The organism is Bacillus pretiosus, from assembly GCF_051294775.1.
GTDB lineage: Bacteria > Bacillota > Bacilli > Bacillales > Bacillaceae_G > Bacillus_A > Bacillus_A wiedmannii.
The window spans coordinates 382,947-399,788 of sequence record NZ_JBPPHF010000001.1; the positions used below are offsets into that span (position 1 = coordinate 382,947).

At 31.5% G+C, this 16,842-nt stretch carries 11 protein-coding genes and 1 pseudogene; 7 read left to right on the forward strand and 5 right to left on the reverse strand.

The annotated features are described in order from the left end of the window. Positions 1 to 700: 700 nt before the first annotated feature. Genes ACSG5Z_RS01920 through ACSG5Z_RS01935 form a run of 4 tightly spaced genes read right to left on the reverse strand, consistent with a single transcriptional unit; the run spans position 701 to position 7,366 of the window. The gene (locus tag ACSG5Z_RS01920) at positions 701 to 1,270 is read right to left on the reverse strand and encodes a hypothetical protein (RefSeq protein WP_435710561.1); all 570 of its coding nucleotides are present in this window, start codon (positions 1,268 to 1,270) and stop codon (positions 701 to 703) included. Between the two features lie 46 nt (positions 1,271 to 1,316). Further along, positions 1,317 to 2,969 (reverse strand): integrase, encoded by a 1,653-nt coding sequence (locus ACSG5Z_RS01925; protein WP_435710562.1) that lies wholly within the window; start codon positions 2,967 to 2,969, stop codon positions 1,317 to 1,319. 12 nt (positions 2,970 to 2,981) lie between these two features. Next, positions 2,982 to 6,203, reverse strand: coding sequence for a helix-turn-helix domain-containing protein (locus tag ACSG5Z_RS01930; protein WP_435710563.1), 3,222 nt, complete (start codon positions 6,201 to 6,203; stop codon positions 2,982 to 2,984). Positions 6,204 to 6,232: 29 nt separating this feature from the next. Then, positions 6,233 to 7,366, reverse strand: coding sequence for a site-specific integrase (locus tag ACSG5Z_RS01935; RefSeq protein WP_435710564.1), 1,134 nt, complete (start codon positions 7,364 to 7,366; stop codon positions 6,233 to 6,235). A 312-nt stretch (positions 7,367 to 7,678) separates the two neighbouring features. On the opposite strand from ACSG5Z_RS01935, the pseudogene topB reads away from it, so the two are divergent. Both topB and ACSG5Z_RS01945 read left to right on the forward strand, forming a co-directional pair. Then, positions 7,679 to 8,278 (forward strand): annotated as a pseudogene (topB, locus tag ACSG5Z_RS01940) (DNA topoisomerase III); the annotation flags it as partial. A 267-nt stretch (positions 8,279 to 8,545) separates the two neighbouring features. After that, positions 8,546 to 9,793, forward strand: a complete 1,248-nt coding sequence (locus ACSG5Z_RS01945; protein WP_435710565.1) for a DUF4153 domain-containing protein — start codon at positions 8,546 to 8,548, stop codon at positions 9,791 to 9,793. Between the two features lie 125 nt (positions 9,794 to 9,918). On the opposite strand, the gene ACSG5Z_RS01950 is transcribed toward ACSG5Z_RS01945, so the two are convergent. After that, positions 9,919 to 10,884, reverse strand: a complete 966-nt coding sequence (locus ACSG5Z_RS01950; protein WP_435710566.1) for an arsenic resistance protein — start codon at positions 10,882 to 10,884, stop codon at positions 9,919 to 9,921. Between the two features lie 444 nt (positions 10,885 to 11,328). Here ACSG5Z_RS01950 and ACSG5Z_RS01955 point away from each other — a divergent pair, with 444 nt between their 5' ends. The 5 genes from ACSG5Z_RS01955 (at position 11,329) to ACSG5Z_RS01975 (ending at position 16,810) form a co-directional block, all read left to right on the forward strand. Further along, positions 11,329 to 12,021 carry an FMN-dependent NADH-azoreductase gene (locus ACSG5Z_RS01955; protein WP_087982954.1) on the forward strand — a complete coding sequence of 231 codons (693 nt, stop codon included), beginning with the start codon at positions 11,329 to 11,331 and terminating at the stop codon, positions 12,019 to 12,021. A 234-nt stretch (positions 12,022 to 12,255) separates the two neighbouring features. Then, positions 12,256 to 13,614, forward strand: coding sequence for a branched-chain amino acid transport system II carrier protein (gene brnQ, locus ACSG5Z_RS01960; RefSeq protein ID WP_087982953.1), 1,359 nt, complete (start codon positions 12,256 to 12,258; stop codon positions 13,612 to 13,614). Between the two features lie 83 nt (positions 13,615 to 13,697). Further along, entirely contained in the window at positions 13,698 to 14,117 is a 420-nt protein-coding gene (locus ACSG5Z_RS01965; protein WP_073518019.1) for a VOC family protein, read from the forward strand. A 332-nt stretch (positions 14,118 to 14,449) separates the two neighbouring features. Further along, positions 14,450 to 16,099, forward strand: a complete 1,650-nt coding sequence (locus ACSG5Z_RS01970) for a copper resistance CopC/CopD family protein (RefSeq protein WP_435710567.1) — start codon at positions 14,450 to 14,452, stop codon at positions 16,097 to 16,099. A gap of 90 nt (positions 16,100 to 16,189) precedes the next feature. Next, positions 16,190 to 16,810: a YcnI family copper-binding membrane protein gene (locus ACSG5Z_RS01975; protein WP_435710568.1), complete on the forward strand. Its 621-nt coding sequence runs from the start codon at positions 16,190 to 16,192 to the stop codon at positions 16,808 to 16,810. Positions 16,811 to 16,842 lie beyond the last annotated feature (32 nt).

The window sequence follows — 16,842 nt, forward strand, 5'->3', positions numbered from 1 at the left end:
AAAATTCATTCAAGAGGTAGGTCATGTCTTTTATCTAATTACTTAGGATTTCTGGTATATCAGATACGAATAACTGATTGTTTAAATGTTCTTAATAATGAAAGGGGATGCTTGCTTTCCGTAAAGTATCATCAATTGTGTTTGTCTAATTTGTATACCAATAAAAATAATAAACAGATAGGCACTATAGATGCCTAAGAAGAGGATATTAATAAATTATGTTTTGCACGAATTCTTGTATTGGCTTAGGGATTATTAGTGATAGGGGGATTTGTATATCTAAGTTGGTAGACTCAAAAAAGATAAAGATATTGAGGAAGAAGGAATAAATATAACACAACAAGTAAAAAAATTGTTAATTCGTTTCAAAAATACTATATAAATCAAAAAGAAAACTCACTACGTTACACACACGAAAGGTTTTTAGCGGAAGATTTTATGTATAAGTTAAACTTCAGGGTGAGATTGTCTTGAAGTTTAAAGAAGGCGATTTGTATGTAAGATATTGTAATTATTAAAAGCCTATGCAGCACTAAAAGTCCATAGAAGAAAGTTCTCTACTTAATTGGAAGATATAGAGTTTCGATAATTATTAGTAAAGAACTTTTTTACTTAGGGACAACTGGATAATGTGAATTTTCAGTTCGTTTTTGAATTTAGGTTAGAAAAAAAGAATATTATACGGTAATTTAATATTTATTCACCTTTTAAAGATATTTGGAAACATCTTTTTAAAATCTAGGCTTACTGCGTTTTCTTTATTATTACTATCGATTGTGAGTATATTATTTTGCAGTTGAGTTTCTTCTCTATTATTTTTATATACACTTCCAGCTATAATGTCTTCGTATTCCTTTAAAATGATGGTTAATTCTTTTATTTTTTGTTTTTGATGTTCGATGTTTTCTTTATATTGTTTATTTTTCTTTTGTGATTGTAATAGATCATCATAAAGTGACTGAATCACTTCATTGACATGTTTTAAAGCGCCTGATAATGCTTTAGTGTCATTTCCATAGCGTTCAATAATAAATTCGATATTAGGTAGTGGAAGAGGTGGAGCGGCATTATTTTCACTTAATAAAGGTACATTTAATCGTTCGATATCTTTACGCTTTCTTCTTGACCATACATGCCTTTTTATACCGGTTGTTTTTTCTAAAGCTAAATAGTTTATTTTTCCAGGGTTTTGTGATGCATAATCTAGTAAAATTCTAGTTAATTCTTCATCGGTATATTTTTGAGGTCTTCCTTTTTCTTTTTTATTCAACTTGATGTTATCTCCTTTTATTAGGTAATTTATTTATAAAATACAATTATTCAATTGTTTTAGGTAACTTGGCGTCTACAATAGCTTTTTGAGTTAATAAGCGATTTAATTCGCTGGCACTTGAAGATAAATTTTCTTGGTCAATTAAAGAGTAATTTGATTCTTCTAGATTGTAATTCATGTTCTTAGAAATAAAAGTTAACATGCTAACTTGTTCGTTAATCTTTCTATTTAACAGTTTTGAATAGTCATTGAGCCAGGTAAGTCCTTCGGTGATCTCATCTGTCTTAGGGGAAAATAGATAGTGACTACAATGGCGACAATCACCAGTACAATTGAAAGGGTATTCAATATCAGTGCAATATCCAAAATCAACTGGTAAAAAGTTATTTGTATCATATATATCTTTATATAATTTATATTTATTAATAGTGTCTCTAGTATGTTGAGTAAATAATGAGTCTGGTAAGGAAGTATTTACATGCATTAATCTTCTATGTTTCTCAGTTAAATTATATACCCATGATTCAGTGAAATATGTTAGGTGATTCCAGTAGCCTTTTTGGGTATCTAAACGTTTATGTCCACCAATAATAGCAATGGTAAGCATATTAAACCCTTGTAACATCATGTTGCAAAATGCTAGGTGGCGAGTATCTCCAGGAGAAATCTTTTCTTTTTTGTCATATTTATACTTCTTTTTCAAAATTTCACGGTAAAATTGATCAATAAGAGAACTAAATTGTCTTACTGCAAGAAATTCACTTTTTCTTGTCCGTTCACTTCCAAAGTGTTCTTTAAACATTTCATAATATTTATAGGTAAATAAATAATCACTTTTATCATCTTTAGGCGAGAAGGATTTAAAAGTTTGAATTAAATCATAGATGTCTTTATTAATTTGAAGTCTATCCGGAATATCGACATCTCTTACTAAAGTACCTTTTTCTTTAATTCTGGGGAGTTTAATTTCATATTTTTTTTTATTTTTTTTTGGTTGATTTGCACAATTCTTTTTAAGTTTTAGGAATTCTGTAGGGCGCATGGGTATAACAGTAGTTATTTTCCACCATAGTACAATGGGAAAATATTTTTGTAATTCAAATTCGGTACCCTCACTCAAAAATTGCTCAATCTTTTCATCAAAATATAGTATATGGCGATAATTGGGTAAGTCTCTACTTTTTTGAATATTATTAATGAAAGGTGAGCAACTATCAATAAATTTATCTGAATTAGTAATTTCAATAAACGAAAAGAAGTCAATGGTATATTTAGCTAGCTCATATCTTTTTCGATAGTTTTGTTTACTTATATATTCTTCCAAGTCAATTAGGTGATTCAAATTAAAAGCTTTTGATATATGAATAGACTCTTTTATAGCGCGAATGACATTGTTTATATGGTTGACGGATAAAAGCTGATCAATTAGGTGAATCGTATAGCACTTTAAAGCGATGTTTAAAGTACCATAAAGTTCTATATCAAATAACATTCCACGACGGTTATAGTCTTTATCTCTTATTGACCACTTTGTATCATGAAAGGATTCATTTTCAATGATATTAGCTGTTTTCCATTTATTGAAATTTTGCAGGTATGTTTCTATTTCATCTTTAGATCCATAAAAACGTGTCGACTTTATGGAAATTAAGTTTATATAGTTATCTTGATCTAGAAATTTAGTTTTGTTTAGCATTAAATCAGTACCTCACTTAGTATGAATGTAATAATTAGGGGAATCAAAGAGAAAATATTTATTTGTTTCGGTAATAATATTTTCAAGGACCTGAAAGTTAATGAAGGTCTCTATATATGATTTTCCTAATTCTGAAATAGCTTGATTAATTATATCTAAGATTAAAACAAACCTAATGGTGTCACGGTATCGTATTGTATCAAAGTTAGTACTTTTTATAGAAGTATGAACATTTTTTAATTCTTCCACAATACCAATAAGTAAATAAATATTGAATACCGCATTAGGACAGTTTAAACAAGAATCGAAGTTTGGATAAGAGCACTGTGGATATATAATGCATTGTACATGTTTAGTTTTAGAAGGTTTTTCTCCTTTTAAAATTTTAATAATAATTTCTATAACTTGATCTTTTGGAAGTTGTATTAATTTATCAACAATTGATTCTCTTTCATTTTGATATTTAAGGAGTAAAAATGATATATCCTCTAATTGAGAAGGAGAATATTCTTTTTTATAAGCTTGTATAATAGATGTACGATTTTCTAATAAATCATTTTCTGTAACTTTGTTCATAGCTAAATCAATGATGAAATTATAAAGCCATCCAAAAGTTCCGCGATTAAATAGGTTAAGGGAGACGGTGTCCAAAGTCCCATCACTATTTGTAGACTGAACATAAGCAGTAATTGAATTCATATTTCTATGATTTCTTAAGTTTTTTGTTAACTCATGAGATATTTCTGAGTGTTTTCCAGAGTTAGTTATAGTATAAAAAAAGTGTGTGAGTAGAGACCGGTTCATAAGTAAGCTATTGAATTTTGGTAATTTCTTATTTTTATTAAAAAAAGTATTAAAACGGTTGTGCGAATTACTATACTGGCCTAATGAGCCGAGTAAACGTTCTTGTTTTTTAGCATTTCTACGATGTAGTTCACAAATTAGCAGCGCTGTTGCAGCGGATATAATCATGTCTTCATTACATAGAAATTGACCTAAAGAACCCGTTTTAGAAATGTAAATATTCTTACATACCACATAATAATAATTAATTATATTTTGCGCTTGATTAATTAGAAGGCCGTTATTTTCAAGGTGTTCTAGAGCGTAAATGTTTAAGCCTTCTATTTCTTCTAAAGGTAAGTTTGGAAGTTCAGTAACTATTGTGGATTTCCTCCAACCATTAATCATGTGCATAATAACAAAAAGCCAAGTTTGAGCGTATTGCTTATGTTGTTTTGCCATTAGAATATGTAGTTCGATGTTATTTACATATGTATAAAAATCAAGAAATGTTTGTTTATTGTATATTTCTTTATCCCTTTTAAGTTTTTCATTATATTCAATCTTGTAGGTATTTTTAAATATACACGGTACTTTACTACAACAATAGTTCAAGAATTGTATAAAGTTTTGTTTATGAGTAAGTGGGAGGTTCTGGGTGTTTAAAACTTCTTCAATTTCTTCATCGTTCAACAAGGTGATGTTTGTTGCTAGATTGAGAATAATACTATTTAGAGTGTTAAATAAAGAGCGTACTTTATCTGTAAAAGCGTCTTCTTGACCTCTAGTTTGAGAAATTTTTAATAATACAAACTCGTTATATAAATTTACAGTGTTTTTGAGGTCTTCTCTGAAATGTAATGTTGCAATTTTTGTGTTATATAATTCAATAGATATAATAGAAAAGTTTTTTTCTTTATTTGCTTTAAGAGAATTTATAGTATCTATAGGTATTAAAGTGTGGATATTACTTGAGATAGCATCAGAAAAGGAAGTAGAATGCAATTTCTCGTTTTGAATTAATTTGAGAATGTCTTTTGTAGGCATTTCGAGCTCTTTAGAAGCTTGTATTAGAGTTAAATGCTCTTTATTTACTTTTTGAATGCTTAAAAGAGTTTGTAGGTCCTTTTCTAGTATCAATGTTTCTCCTTGCAAGTTCTTTTTAGTAAACCTTAAATCCCCATTCTTAATCATCTGTAGTACTTCTTTTTCTGTGCAAGAGAGTTTTTGAGCACACTCGCTAATAGACAAGTAACCTTTTAAAGTTTCTTGTCTATTAATATAATCGGTTATTTCCGTTTCGGGTATTAAATAACGTTTTTGAAATTCATTAAAGTATGCATTAGGAAATTCCCCATTATGAATAAGAGGCAAAATGCTACTATCGTCTTTATCAAGTTGTTTACAAGCATCTAGAACAGTTATAAATCCTTTAGGTATTTTAATCATGGATTCGTAATTAATAATATCTGTTAAAGGTATATAAGCACTTCTTTTTATAATGATTCTGTTTTGGAAAAATGCACCATCGCGAATGTGCTTTTTTACAATCGCAGGATGTTTTGAAATTCTTTTTGCTGTTTCTTCAACACTTATATAATTTTCTGGAACTGTATTTTTAGCTTTAAGGTTTTCAATATCTTCTTTTGGAATCAACCATATGTGATTAGAATTCTGAAAAGCATTTGGGAATGTCCCAGATTTAATATAGCCTTGAATAGTCGATGGTTGAAGACATAATTCTTTACTTGTTTGTTCAATTGTAAGATATAAGTCATTCTTGTTAGAAAGACCAGTATAATCTTCAATATCTTTTTTGAGGATGAACCATGTATTTGTTAAATCTTTTATAGCATTAGGAAATTTATTTGAATCAATATAGTATTGTATAATCTCTGGGTGGGAGCTTAATTTTTCGCTTACTTGCTCAATTGTTAGATATGAATCATTATTATAGAAAAAAGTATGCTGTTCGAATTCTTCTTTTGGGATAAAATACCTCTTATCTGAAGGTATTTTAAAAACATTTGAGAAAGTATTCTTTTTAATAAGCTTTAAGACAGCTGAAGTTGGAATGTTTAGTATTGCACTTATATCTTTTGTGGTATAAGAAGTTTCTTTTTTCTCTAGTAAGTTACTAAAAGAAATTACATCCTTTTTTGAAATATAATAGTTTTGACCTAATTTAATTGAATTTGGAAATGCTCCCAGTTTTAATAACATACGGGTTTTCTGTAAGGACATATTTAATTTTTGGCTGACTTTAGAGCTAGGGTAGTGTGTTGTTAAAATACTATTTTCTTTGAATTTTATAATTTCATCCTCTGTGATTCGCATTTCTTTTTTTGAAATCCATTTTGCATTTAAATTCCCGTTACTAATAAGTTTGTATACAGTTGAACGAGATAAAGATAATTGTTCAGCTGTTTCTTTCACTGTGAAATATTGCATATAAAATCTCCTTAAGTGTTTATGATAATTTAAAACTTAATCTCTTTATAAACATAGAGTTGATTTAGATAATATTCTAAATTAGTTTTCATTCTCTTAGTATTTGCCATATAGTCGAGTGAACTAGATATATTATCATCTCCTCTTAGAAGAGCAACATCTTGGGGGTTTTTGGCGACTTCTGCAAGCATATTTGTGAAAATCCCTCTGCCTATATGTGTAGACCAATCAGTATTACTTAGAGCGATAGATGCAATTTTGTCATTTGGATCTTGAGAACTTTTTAAATAATTTATAAAGGCAAGCTTGGCTTTCTTAAAGTAGTAACGGTAACTAGCTCCAGTCATTGGCATACCTGTTTTATTAATAAAAACAGCATTAATATTGGAGTCTTTTATATATTGTTGGTAGTGCAATATATATAATTGCTTTAACCAATCCCTGAAACCTAGTACCAGTTGATCTCTTGGCTTTTTAACATAACTTGAGCCAGAACCATCTTTAATATCAGTTCGATTCAAATTATTTTGAACATTTAAAAGTAAACCCTCTTGACCATAAGGACCAATGAGTTTAATATCTGAGGTTCTAATATTTACAACTTCTCCACTACGTAAACCACCAAATATTTGCATATAAACTCCCAAGGCAATGGGATTTGCTACCTCAAATACTATTTCTAAAAATCTTAGAATATAAATGTGTGGTATGTCATGTTCAATATTGTTTTTCTCCGATGAAGGGACAATAATACTTTCAAGGTGAGTGTTAATATAATCTGAGATAGAATTTTTAGAACTAATTAAATGCTCATTACTTATTGATAGATTACTGATCAGGTTATTTTTGGAAAGGTAGACGAAAAACTCTTTTATAGTACGCCGATAACTTAGAACGGTTGCTCTAGATTTTCCTTCCAAAGTCAAATTGTTTATGAAACTAATTGCATGCTCGAAATGTAAATGTTCTAGAGAATATAATTTGTAGCTTTTTTGTTTTTTTAAAAGGAAATTTAAGAATACTGCCAAATTTTGTGTGTGTATTTTCATTGTATTATATGACTTATGTTTCCATTTAGAAAATATGAAATCTGTTAGAGGATGCATAACAGGTTGTTTAGTTATGGATGTTTTTATTGCTAATGTAGCATGTTGTTTTTGCATAGGTGTTCCTTGTGAATTTCTCCCAATCCTAATCCAAACAGGATGCATAATAAATTTTATTTTCGCTGTTATATCCTCATTAAAAGGAAGAATATTATTTTCTCTAGCTATAAATTTTTTTATGTAGAGCACCCCCTATAAATTATATTAATAAGTGATGAATTAGTTGTTCATGTTGATTATAAATAATCATTTCTATATTGGGAATAGTTAATTAACTATGTGCATAAATAATTTTCAAAATTCTATTATATCTATGATTAGCTTAATGATTAAAGTACAATATATTTATGCTCATAATTTTTTTTATATGGTACTGAGGCAACGCGTGCAGGTATTATTACTATGCTGAAAGACCGTAAATATATAGATGTGCAGAAGAACCAAGTGTATGCAACCGATAAAGGGAAAGTATTAATTACCGCAATCGGTGATAAAATACTAGCTTCACCAGAAATGACAGCGAAATGGGAGCAACGCCTTGCGGAAATTGGTGAAGGCACAGCATCACCAGCTACATTTATGGAACAAACGAAAAAGCTATCAGCTAAAATTATTGAAGATGCAGTGGAAATGTCAGAGAAATGGGATTTTACTGGATTACATGTTGAATCGATTGAGCGAAAAGGATCGAAATTTACAACAGGTAAAAAGGTTGGTAGCTGTAAAAAATGTGATGGCGATGTGATTGATAAATCAACGTTTTACGGTTGTTCTAATTACAACACGACACAATGTGACTTTACAATCTCAAAGAAAATATTAAGCAAAACAATTTCGCAAAAGAATATGACAAAACTTTTAAAAGGTGAAAAGACCGATTTAATTAAAGGCTTTAAAAAAGGCGAGAAAACATTTGATGCGATGTTAGAGTGGAAAGATAATAAGATTAATTTTGTGTTTGAGAATTAAGTTGTTCAACAAATAAAAAAATATGATAATTAAACTGTATCCTATAGAATAGACACTAAAAAAGTCTATTCTATAGGATATTTTTTTGAATAAGTAGTACTATATATTTTTATTTAAAATAAAATATACAATAAAAAAATCTTTGTAATTGATAAATATTTATTGTAAAACAATAAATAGTGTATTAAAATCAATATCATAATAAATCAGTGAGGTGCTTTTTATAGAAAGTTAACAACGCTGTTTTTTATTAGAGGAGGTAAAACTATGAACAATCACAATTTGATTATTGAAAATATGGATAACCCTCATGAGTTGGAGAGAATGTATAGAAAAGACCCGAAAGCTTTTAAAAAGTCATTCTCACAAGCATGGGATGAAAACCCTGATTCTCAGCTTCTAGCTGCTTGGTATGAAAGGTTGAATTTCAAGGAGACGGCAAATAAAGAAAAAATATCGCTGTTTCAAAAAGGTTTCTTATTCATGGGCATGTTAGCTATTCTAGCTGGGCTAAGCACTAGAATCATTTTCCACTTTGTCGAGCAGGAAGCAATTGCTCCAATTAACTTGGCTTTTGGTGTAATTCCCTTTATTGCTGCTTATTTTATTTACAATAATACTCCGAAAAAAAGTATTATTTACTTACTTGCAGCGTTGTTCCTAATTGCTGGGGTGTATCTTAATATGTTGCCATTAGATTATAAAGACAGCAGTATCCTTGCGTATTTACATCTTCCTATATTGTTATGGGTCTTATTGGGACTTGCGTTTACGGGAAATGAATATTCAAAAGGTAGTACAAGATTAGCGTATATTAAATTTAATTTAGAATATGGTCTTCTCTACGCGAGTATGGCAGTGAGCGGAATGATACTAGCATTATTCACCATGCGATTATTTAGCTTCGTTGACTTGGATATAGGAGAGTTCTATTTTAGTAATGTTGTTTTATTTGGAGCTGCCGCTCTCGCTGTAGTGGCTGCATACTTAGTATCATTGAATCTTAAACTTGCTAAAAATATTACACCATACATATCTAAAATTTTTAGTCCGCTTGTCTTGATCACATTGTTTATCTATCTAATAACGGTAATTTGGGTCGGGAAAAATCCATTCTTGGACCGCAATTTCCTAATGGCCTTCAACGGAATACTCCTTGGTGTATTGGCTGTTACTATATTTTCTATCGTTGAGAGTGATTCAGACGAGAAAAAGAGTATTTCAGATTATATAAATTTTGCCTTAATTGTTCTGGCGCTTATTATTGACACTGTCGCATTGTCAGCCATCGTATTTAGGCTTTCTTCTTACGGGATTACACCTAATAGACTTGCTGTTTTAGGTGTAAACATACTGATCTGGGCAAATCTCATTTGGATTATGTTTTCCTATATGCGTTTCTTGCAAAATAAATCAGGACTGACAGCTATCCAAGATGCTGTTACGAAGTATTTGCCAATCTACGGACTTTGGGCAGCGTTCGTCATATTTACTTTTCCTATAATGTTTAATTAGAAAGGTTTTGTTAATGAAACGACAAGCTAATTGTCTATAACGTATAAAATCCTTAGAGCGGATAAGTATCGTTACTTCTATACTTTCTCGACAATAAAAAACGTCCTAAAGTAGGACGTTTTTTTTTATGTATATTGCTGTTTTTTCTTAATAAGTAACAACACCTGTGAAACACAAGCAAGTACTGGTAGTTCAATCAACGGTCCAATAACGAGTGCCAGTGCGATAAGAGGCTCGTCTGGAAAAGCTGTTACAGCAATAGCAAGTGCAACAGGTGAGTTTCTTGCTAATGTTGTTAAACTTAGACTAACTGTATCTCTATAAGATAAACGCATCATGCGTCCGATAAATTGCCCGAGTGCAAAATTAATGATGAAGAACAATAGAACAGGAATGAGTAGTAATAAAACGACATTCATATTTTGTAGTAAATATTTTCCTTGTGATGCAAACATCGCTACGATAGCTAAACTTAAAAATACAATTTGAGCAGAGCTGAAAAACGGAATGAGTGTATTCTCGAGTGTTTCAGTTTTTTTCATTTTATTCATAATGAATTTTGTAGTGTGTGCAAGTACAAATGGTAAGACGATTACGATAACAATACTTTCTACTAAAACAGAAATCGCTACAGTCTTCATGACACCAGCAAATAAAAATAAATAAATGGGAAGGAGTAGTACTTGCAATATTAAATTTACAGGCAAAATTGCAGTAGAAAGTGCTACATTTCCTTTCGCTATTTCAGTAAAGATTAAGTACCAATCTGTACATGGAGTAACCATTAACATAATAAACCCAACCCAAAGTGCTGGGTGATCTGCAAGAAATAGTGCTCCTAACCCCCAAGCGAGTAAAGGTGTCCATACAAAATTAATAGAAAGGCTCGTTCCAGCAAATTTTAAATTGCGGAACCCGCTTTTTATTTCTTTCAATGGGATGCTGAGGAATAATCCATACAGTATGAAAAATAAAAAGGGGACAATAAAGTGCTCTGAGTACATATGTATCAAATTAAATTGTCCGAGTACGATGCCGCATGTAACAGCAAAAAGAATAATAAAAGTTTGAATCTTTTCTATAGTGCTCATGAGTAAATCCTTTCTGAATATGAATTGCCCTCTCTACATTCATTATACAAATAATAAAGTTACAATGGTTGTATGAATTGAATTGTAGTTATTATTTTTAATTTGAGATATTGTTTTTTTATTTAAAGTTACTTGACTAAAGTAAGTGAGTGTATTACAATCACTTACATAAGGTAATTAAATAATAAAAAGTATTAATTGTTTTACTTAAGGTATCAATTGGAACTTTTTATCCCGCATTAATGGGCAGTAAGACCCCCACCTCAGAATTCAGCGAAAGCAAAGAAGTTAAGCGGAGATCAACTGCCCATAAAAGCCCGATTGGTTCAACTAGTAATCAGTGGGGGATGAAGACCCCCCCATTGATTAAAGTTTCACTTTATTAGAATAAGAATTTTTATGATGATGAATAATGAATATGAAAAGAAAGTTTAGGTGAAGAAAATGGGATTATTTAGCTCATTATTTGGTAAAAAAGAAGAAAATATAAAAGTAGAGGGGAATAAAACAATGTCAAAAGTATTATTTGTAAAAGCAAACGATCGTCCAGCGGAGCAAGCAGTTAGTTCAAGAATGTATGAAACATTTGTAAGTGCTTATAAAGAAGCCAACCCAAATACAGAAATTACAGAGTTAGATTTATTTGCATTAGATCTTCCGTATTACGGAAATATCGCTATTTCAGGTGGATATAAACGTAGTCAAGGAATGGAGTTAACAGCAGAAGAAGAGAAGGCTGTAGCAACAGTAGATCAATATTTAAATCAGTTTTTAGAAGCTGATAAAGTTGTATTTGCGTTCCCACTATGGAACTTCACAGTACCAGCGCCATTAATCACATATATTTCATACTTATCTCAAGCTGGAAAAACATTTAAATATACAGCAAATGGCCCAGTAGGTTTAGCTGGCGATAAGAAAGTCGTTGTATTAGGTGCGCGTGGTTCAGATTACTCTTCAGAACAAATGGCTCCTATGGAAATGGCAGTTAATTATGTAACGAATGTACTTGGGTTCTGGGGAATTACAAATCCAGAGACTGTTGTAATTGAAGGGCACAATCAATATCCAGATCGTTCACAACAAATTGTTGAAGAAGGTTTAGAGAACGTTAAAAAAGTAGCGGCGAAATTTTAATTGATAGTAAATGTAAAAAACCAACATGGATGACCATGTTGGTTTTTTAGTCTATTTCTATGTTAAAAAATGTATATTTATAAAATAAAAGAAAAGTTTGAAAATAGTATTGCAAAATATTATATTTCAAACTATAATGAGGTCAAGAATAGTTGATACTTAAGTTAAATATTCAGAAAATTCAATTAGTTAAAAATGGAAATGAGATAAAAGGATTGGAATGGAGGTTATATTATGACGAACAAAGTACCGTTTTCGTTCATAGTAGTTATTGGATTAATGTTATTCGCACTATTTTTTGGAGCAGGAAATTTAATATTCCCGGCAATGCTTGGTCAATCGGCAGGAGAGAATGTATGGATTGCTAACGCTGGATTTTTAGTAACAGGTGTAGGTTTACCGTTGCTAGGAGTATTAGCATTTGGTGTTTCAGGTAAAGATGATTTACAATCGTTAGCAAGCCGCGTGCATCCAGTATTCGGAATTGTATTTACGACAGTTTTATACTTAGCAATTGGTCCGTTATTCGCTATTCCTAGAACAGGCAGTGTTTCTTATGAAATTGGTATTAAGCCGTTTGTACCAGAAGGTTTCAGTTCTACAGCACTTATTCTTTTTACAATTGTATTCTTTAGCATTACTTGTTTTTTTTCGCTAAATCCCGCGAAAATTGTCGATATTGTAGGAAAAATCTTAACGCCAATTAAATTAACGTTCATTGGAATTTTAGTAGTTTTTGCTTTTATTCATCCAATGGGAGAAATGCAAGCACCTGCAGAGGCATATACATCACATGCGTTCTTTAAAGGATTCCAAGAAGGTTACTTAACAATGGATACGTTAGCATCATTCGTATTTGGTATTATCATCATAAATGCGATTAAAGAAAAGGGCGCAAAAACAAAAAAAGATATTATGATTGTTTGTGCAAAAGCAACGTTGATTGCTGCATCTATTTTAGCAATGATCTACTCAGCACTTTCATTTATGGGAGCTTCAAGTGTTTCAAAACTTGGTCATTTAGATAACGGTGGTGCAGTATTAGCAAAAGTTTCAAATTATTATTTCGGGTCATACGGTGGAATTATATTAGGAATTATGGTTATAGCAGCATGTTTAACTACTAGTGTTGGACTAGTCTCAGCTTGTTCTTCATTCTTCCATAAGCTATTCCCGAACATTTCATATAAAAAGATTGCAATTGTATTATCAGTGTTCAGTGCAGTTGTTGCGAATGTAGGATTAACACAATTAATCGCAATTTCTGTTCCAGTATTAATCGCAATTTATCCATTAGCAATCGTATTAATTTTCCTAACACTCCTTCATCCATTATTTAAAGGACGAGCAGAAGTGTATCAAGGTAGCTTATTAATAACATTTATTGTAAGTATGTTTGATGGATTAAATGCAGCTGGTATGAAATTAGCAGTAGTGAACGATATTCTTACTAAGTTACTTCCAATGCATGAAGTTGGATTAGGTTGGATTTTACCAGCACTTATTGGCGGACTGATCGGATACGGCATTAGCATTGTGAAAGTAAAAAATGAAGTTCAACCAACAGCTAGTGCGAATAAGAAAATAGGTTAAATAAAAAAGTTATAGAACTTGTTTCTATAACTTTTTTTGTTACTATTAATAATGAAAGAAAATAAAGTAGTAGGGGAAATAAAATGAAAAAAACAATTGATCATATCGGCATCGCAGTTAGAGATATAGAAAGTACGATACGTTTTTATGAAAAGGTGTTGTTAGGAACTTTAATAGATCGTTACGTAAGTGAAGCTCCTGGTGTGGAAAGCGAAGTAGCCATTCTTGAAGTGGATGGAGATAGAATTGAATTACTTGCGCCTACGAATAATACGACTTCACCAATTGCACGATTTATAAAACAAAAAGGTAAAGGTGTTCATCACGTTGCGTATCGTGTCGATGATTTAGATGTAGCTTTAGAAGAGTTAAAAGAACAAGGTATTCGAACGTTAGAGCATACACTTCGAATTAATAAGCACGGTAGAAGATTAATATATCTTAACCCAGCGGATACAGAGGGAACAATCATTGAGTATTGTGATTATCCAGAAGAGAAGTAAAGAAATTTTATGATGGAAGAAGGGTATTGCGTAATAACGTAATACCTTTTTTATTTATGTATTTCACACTTTTTTCACAAATGATTCACGATAACTTTTCTTCTTTAGGAACTTACATAAATATATTTTATGATATAATAACAATCGACTTTAAAAATGTAAGTTGTATCTATGAAGGTAGTTACTATTGTATTGGAAGTTAAGAGGTGAGAGAGAAATAAAAAGTTACACTGTATAGAAATTTATATTTAATCTGGTTAATATTTCGTCGGAGAATGAAACTTGGGAAGTTTAAGGAATGAAAAGATAGTGATGAGGAAGAAAGAAGTGAAATGATTGTGAAAGTAATGAGAAGGTTAGGGGCATGGCTATTAATTGCGTGTGTACTTATCATATTGATACCAAAAAGTGCATCTGCTCATGCGTACGTTGTGAAATCAAACCCTGCTGAAAATGAAACGTTGAAGAAAGCACCATCTGTAGTAAAAATTGAATTTGATGAGGATATACAAGTTTCGCATTTTAATACATTGTTTGTAAGAGATACCTCAGGTACAAGAGTAGATTTAAAAGATGCTCATATCGATAAGAAAAACAAAAAAATATTAGAAGTAGGCTTAAAAGAAAACTTGAAAAACGGACTCTACTCTATTCAGTGGAAAGTGATTTCTGCTGACGGGCATCCTATTCAAGGAGTTATTCCGTTCCGAATTGGGTCAGAGGAAGCGGGAGCAGACGATATACAAGTAGAAGAGATGGGGTATGTCCCGAAAATAGATATGATTATGGAACGTGGAGTTTTATATACAAGTTTCTCACTATTTATAGGAGTGCTATTCTTTAATCTTATTATGTATAAAGGGAATGCAACCTCGGTTCGATCAAGGAGTAAGAACATAATATGGATCTCATTATTGGGTATATTGATTAGCTTATTATTCAATCTACCATTGCAAGCGAAAATAAATGCTGATGTTTCATGGTTAGAAGCATTCGATCCATTACTATTAAAAGAAACATTACAGCTTTCTGTTTTTGGATATGTATGGATTACTCAAATGGTTCTTATTAGTTCGCTTATAATTGTTACTTATTTTGCGATGAAGTGTGAGAAGTTGTCGTCGTTTAAAGTATGGAGCATTCCAATACTATTGTTTATCGGGATACTTGTTATGAAAGCCTTTAATAGTCATGCATTTGGTTTAAAGTTTAAAGAGATTGCGGTCGTTATGGACTTTCTACATTTATTCGCAGCTTCGTTATGGGTTGGAGGTCTATCATCCATTATTCTTCTTTTACGTAAAGAGGAAGACAATTGGAATATGTATTGGGATATGATTAAGCGTTTTTCACCGTGGGCAACAGGTGCTGTCATCGTGATTTTAATAACAGGTCTTTTTAACAGTACATTCTTTATACCAACAATCCACTCATTATTTGATACGAAGTATGGATTAGCTTTATTAGCAAAGATACTTTTATTCATTTTCATGGGGATATTGGGAATTGTTCATTATGTGAAAGGGAAAATGAGAGCGGAGCAAGGATTAGGTACTACGGTGAAAGTAGAGTTTATCATTGGAATTATCATTTTCGTAATCGTAGCTTTTATGACAAACGTACAAACACCGCCGATGCCTCCAACTGGACCTTTTACAGAGAGTAAGCAATTAGATAATGGATATGAACTTACTTTACATGTAAGTCCTAATAAAGTAGGACAAAATACATTCCATATTACTTTAAAGGATGAGAACGGACAACCTGTTACTGATATGGAGCAAATTATTTTAACCACGCAATCATTGGATATGAATATGGGGAAGGGTTCATTTAAAGTTTCGGCCATGTCACCAGGAGAATATGAAGCGGAAGGCATGTATATTAACATGACAGGAAACTGGAATATGCAAGTGCACGGATTAACAAAATCTCTTGATAGTTTTGATACGGATTATAAATTTATTGTAGGCGGCAGATAAAGTGAAACTTTAATCAGCCCTCATCAATCGGGTTATCCGGCGAATAGCCGGGATAAAGAGAAGGTATAGATAAAAAGGAGCTAATAGAAAATGAAACGTATAAAAAAATTTGGCACAACAATGATCGCAACAATAATTGCAATGGGGATTTTTTCGTTACCTGTTAGTGCGCACGTCACTGTGAAACCAGAAGCTTCGGACGTTAATTCTTGGGAGACTTACACGATAAAAGTACCAGTTGAGAAGAATGTAGCAACGACAAAAGTTACATTGAAAATACCGTCTGGAGTAGAGTTCCAACAGTATGAACCAGTGACAGGATGGAAAGTGGAAGAGCAGAAAGATAATGCTGGAAAAGTTAGAACTGTAGTATGGGAAGCAACAGGAGAAGGGATTTCACCCGGTCAGTTCCAGCGATTTACTTTCGTCGCTAAAAATCCGGATAAAGAACAAAAAATAGCTTGGGATGCATATCAACAATATAAAGACGGAGAAATTGTTGAATGGACAGGCGATGAAAAAGCTGAAAAACCACATTCACTTACTACAATTGCAAAAGGTATGTCATTAACAGGGGAACATGGTGAAGTGTCTCATGTAGAAAAAAATGAAGGTACTAGTAATTTGCAATTGATAGCGATTGTTTTATCTATTTTGGCGATTGTATCTTCGGTAGGTACGTGTGTTTTTGTAGTACGTCGTAAAAGATAAGTAAGATTGAAAGGTCTCATCGTAAATAATGA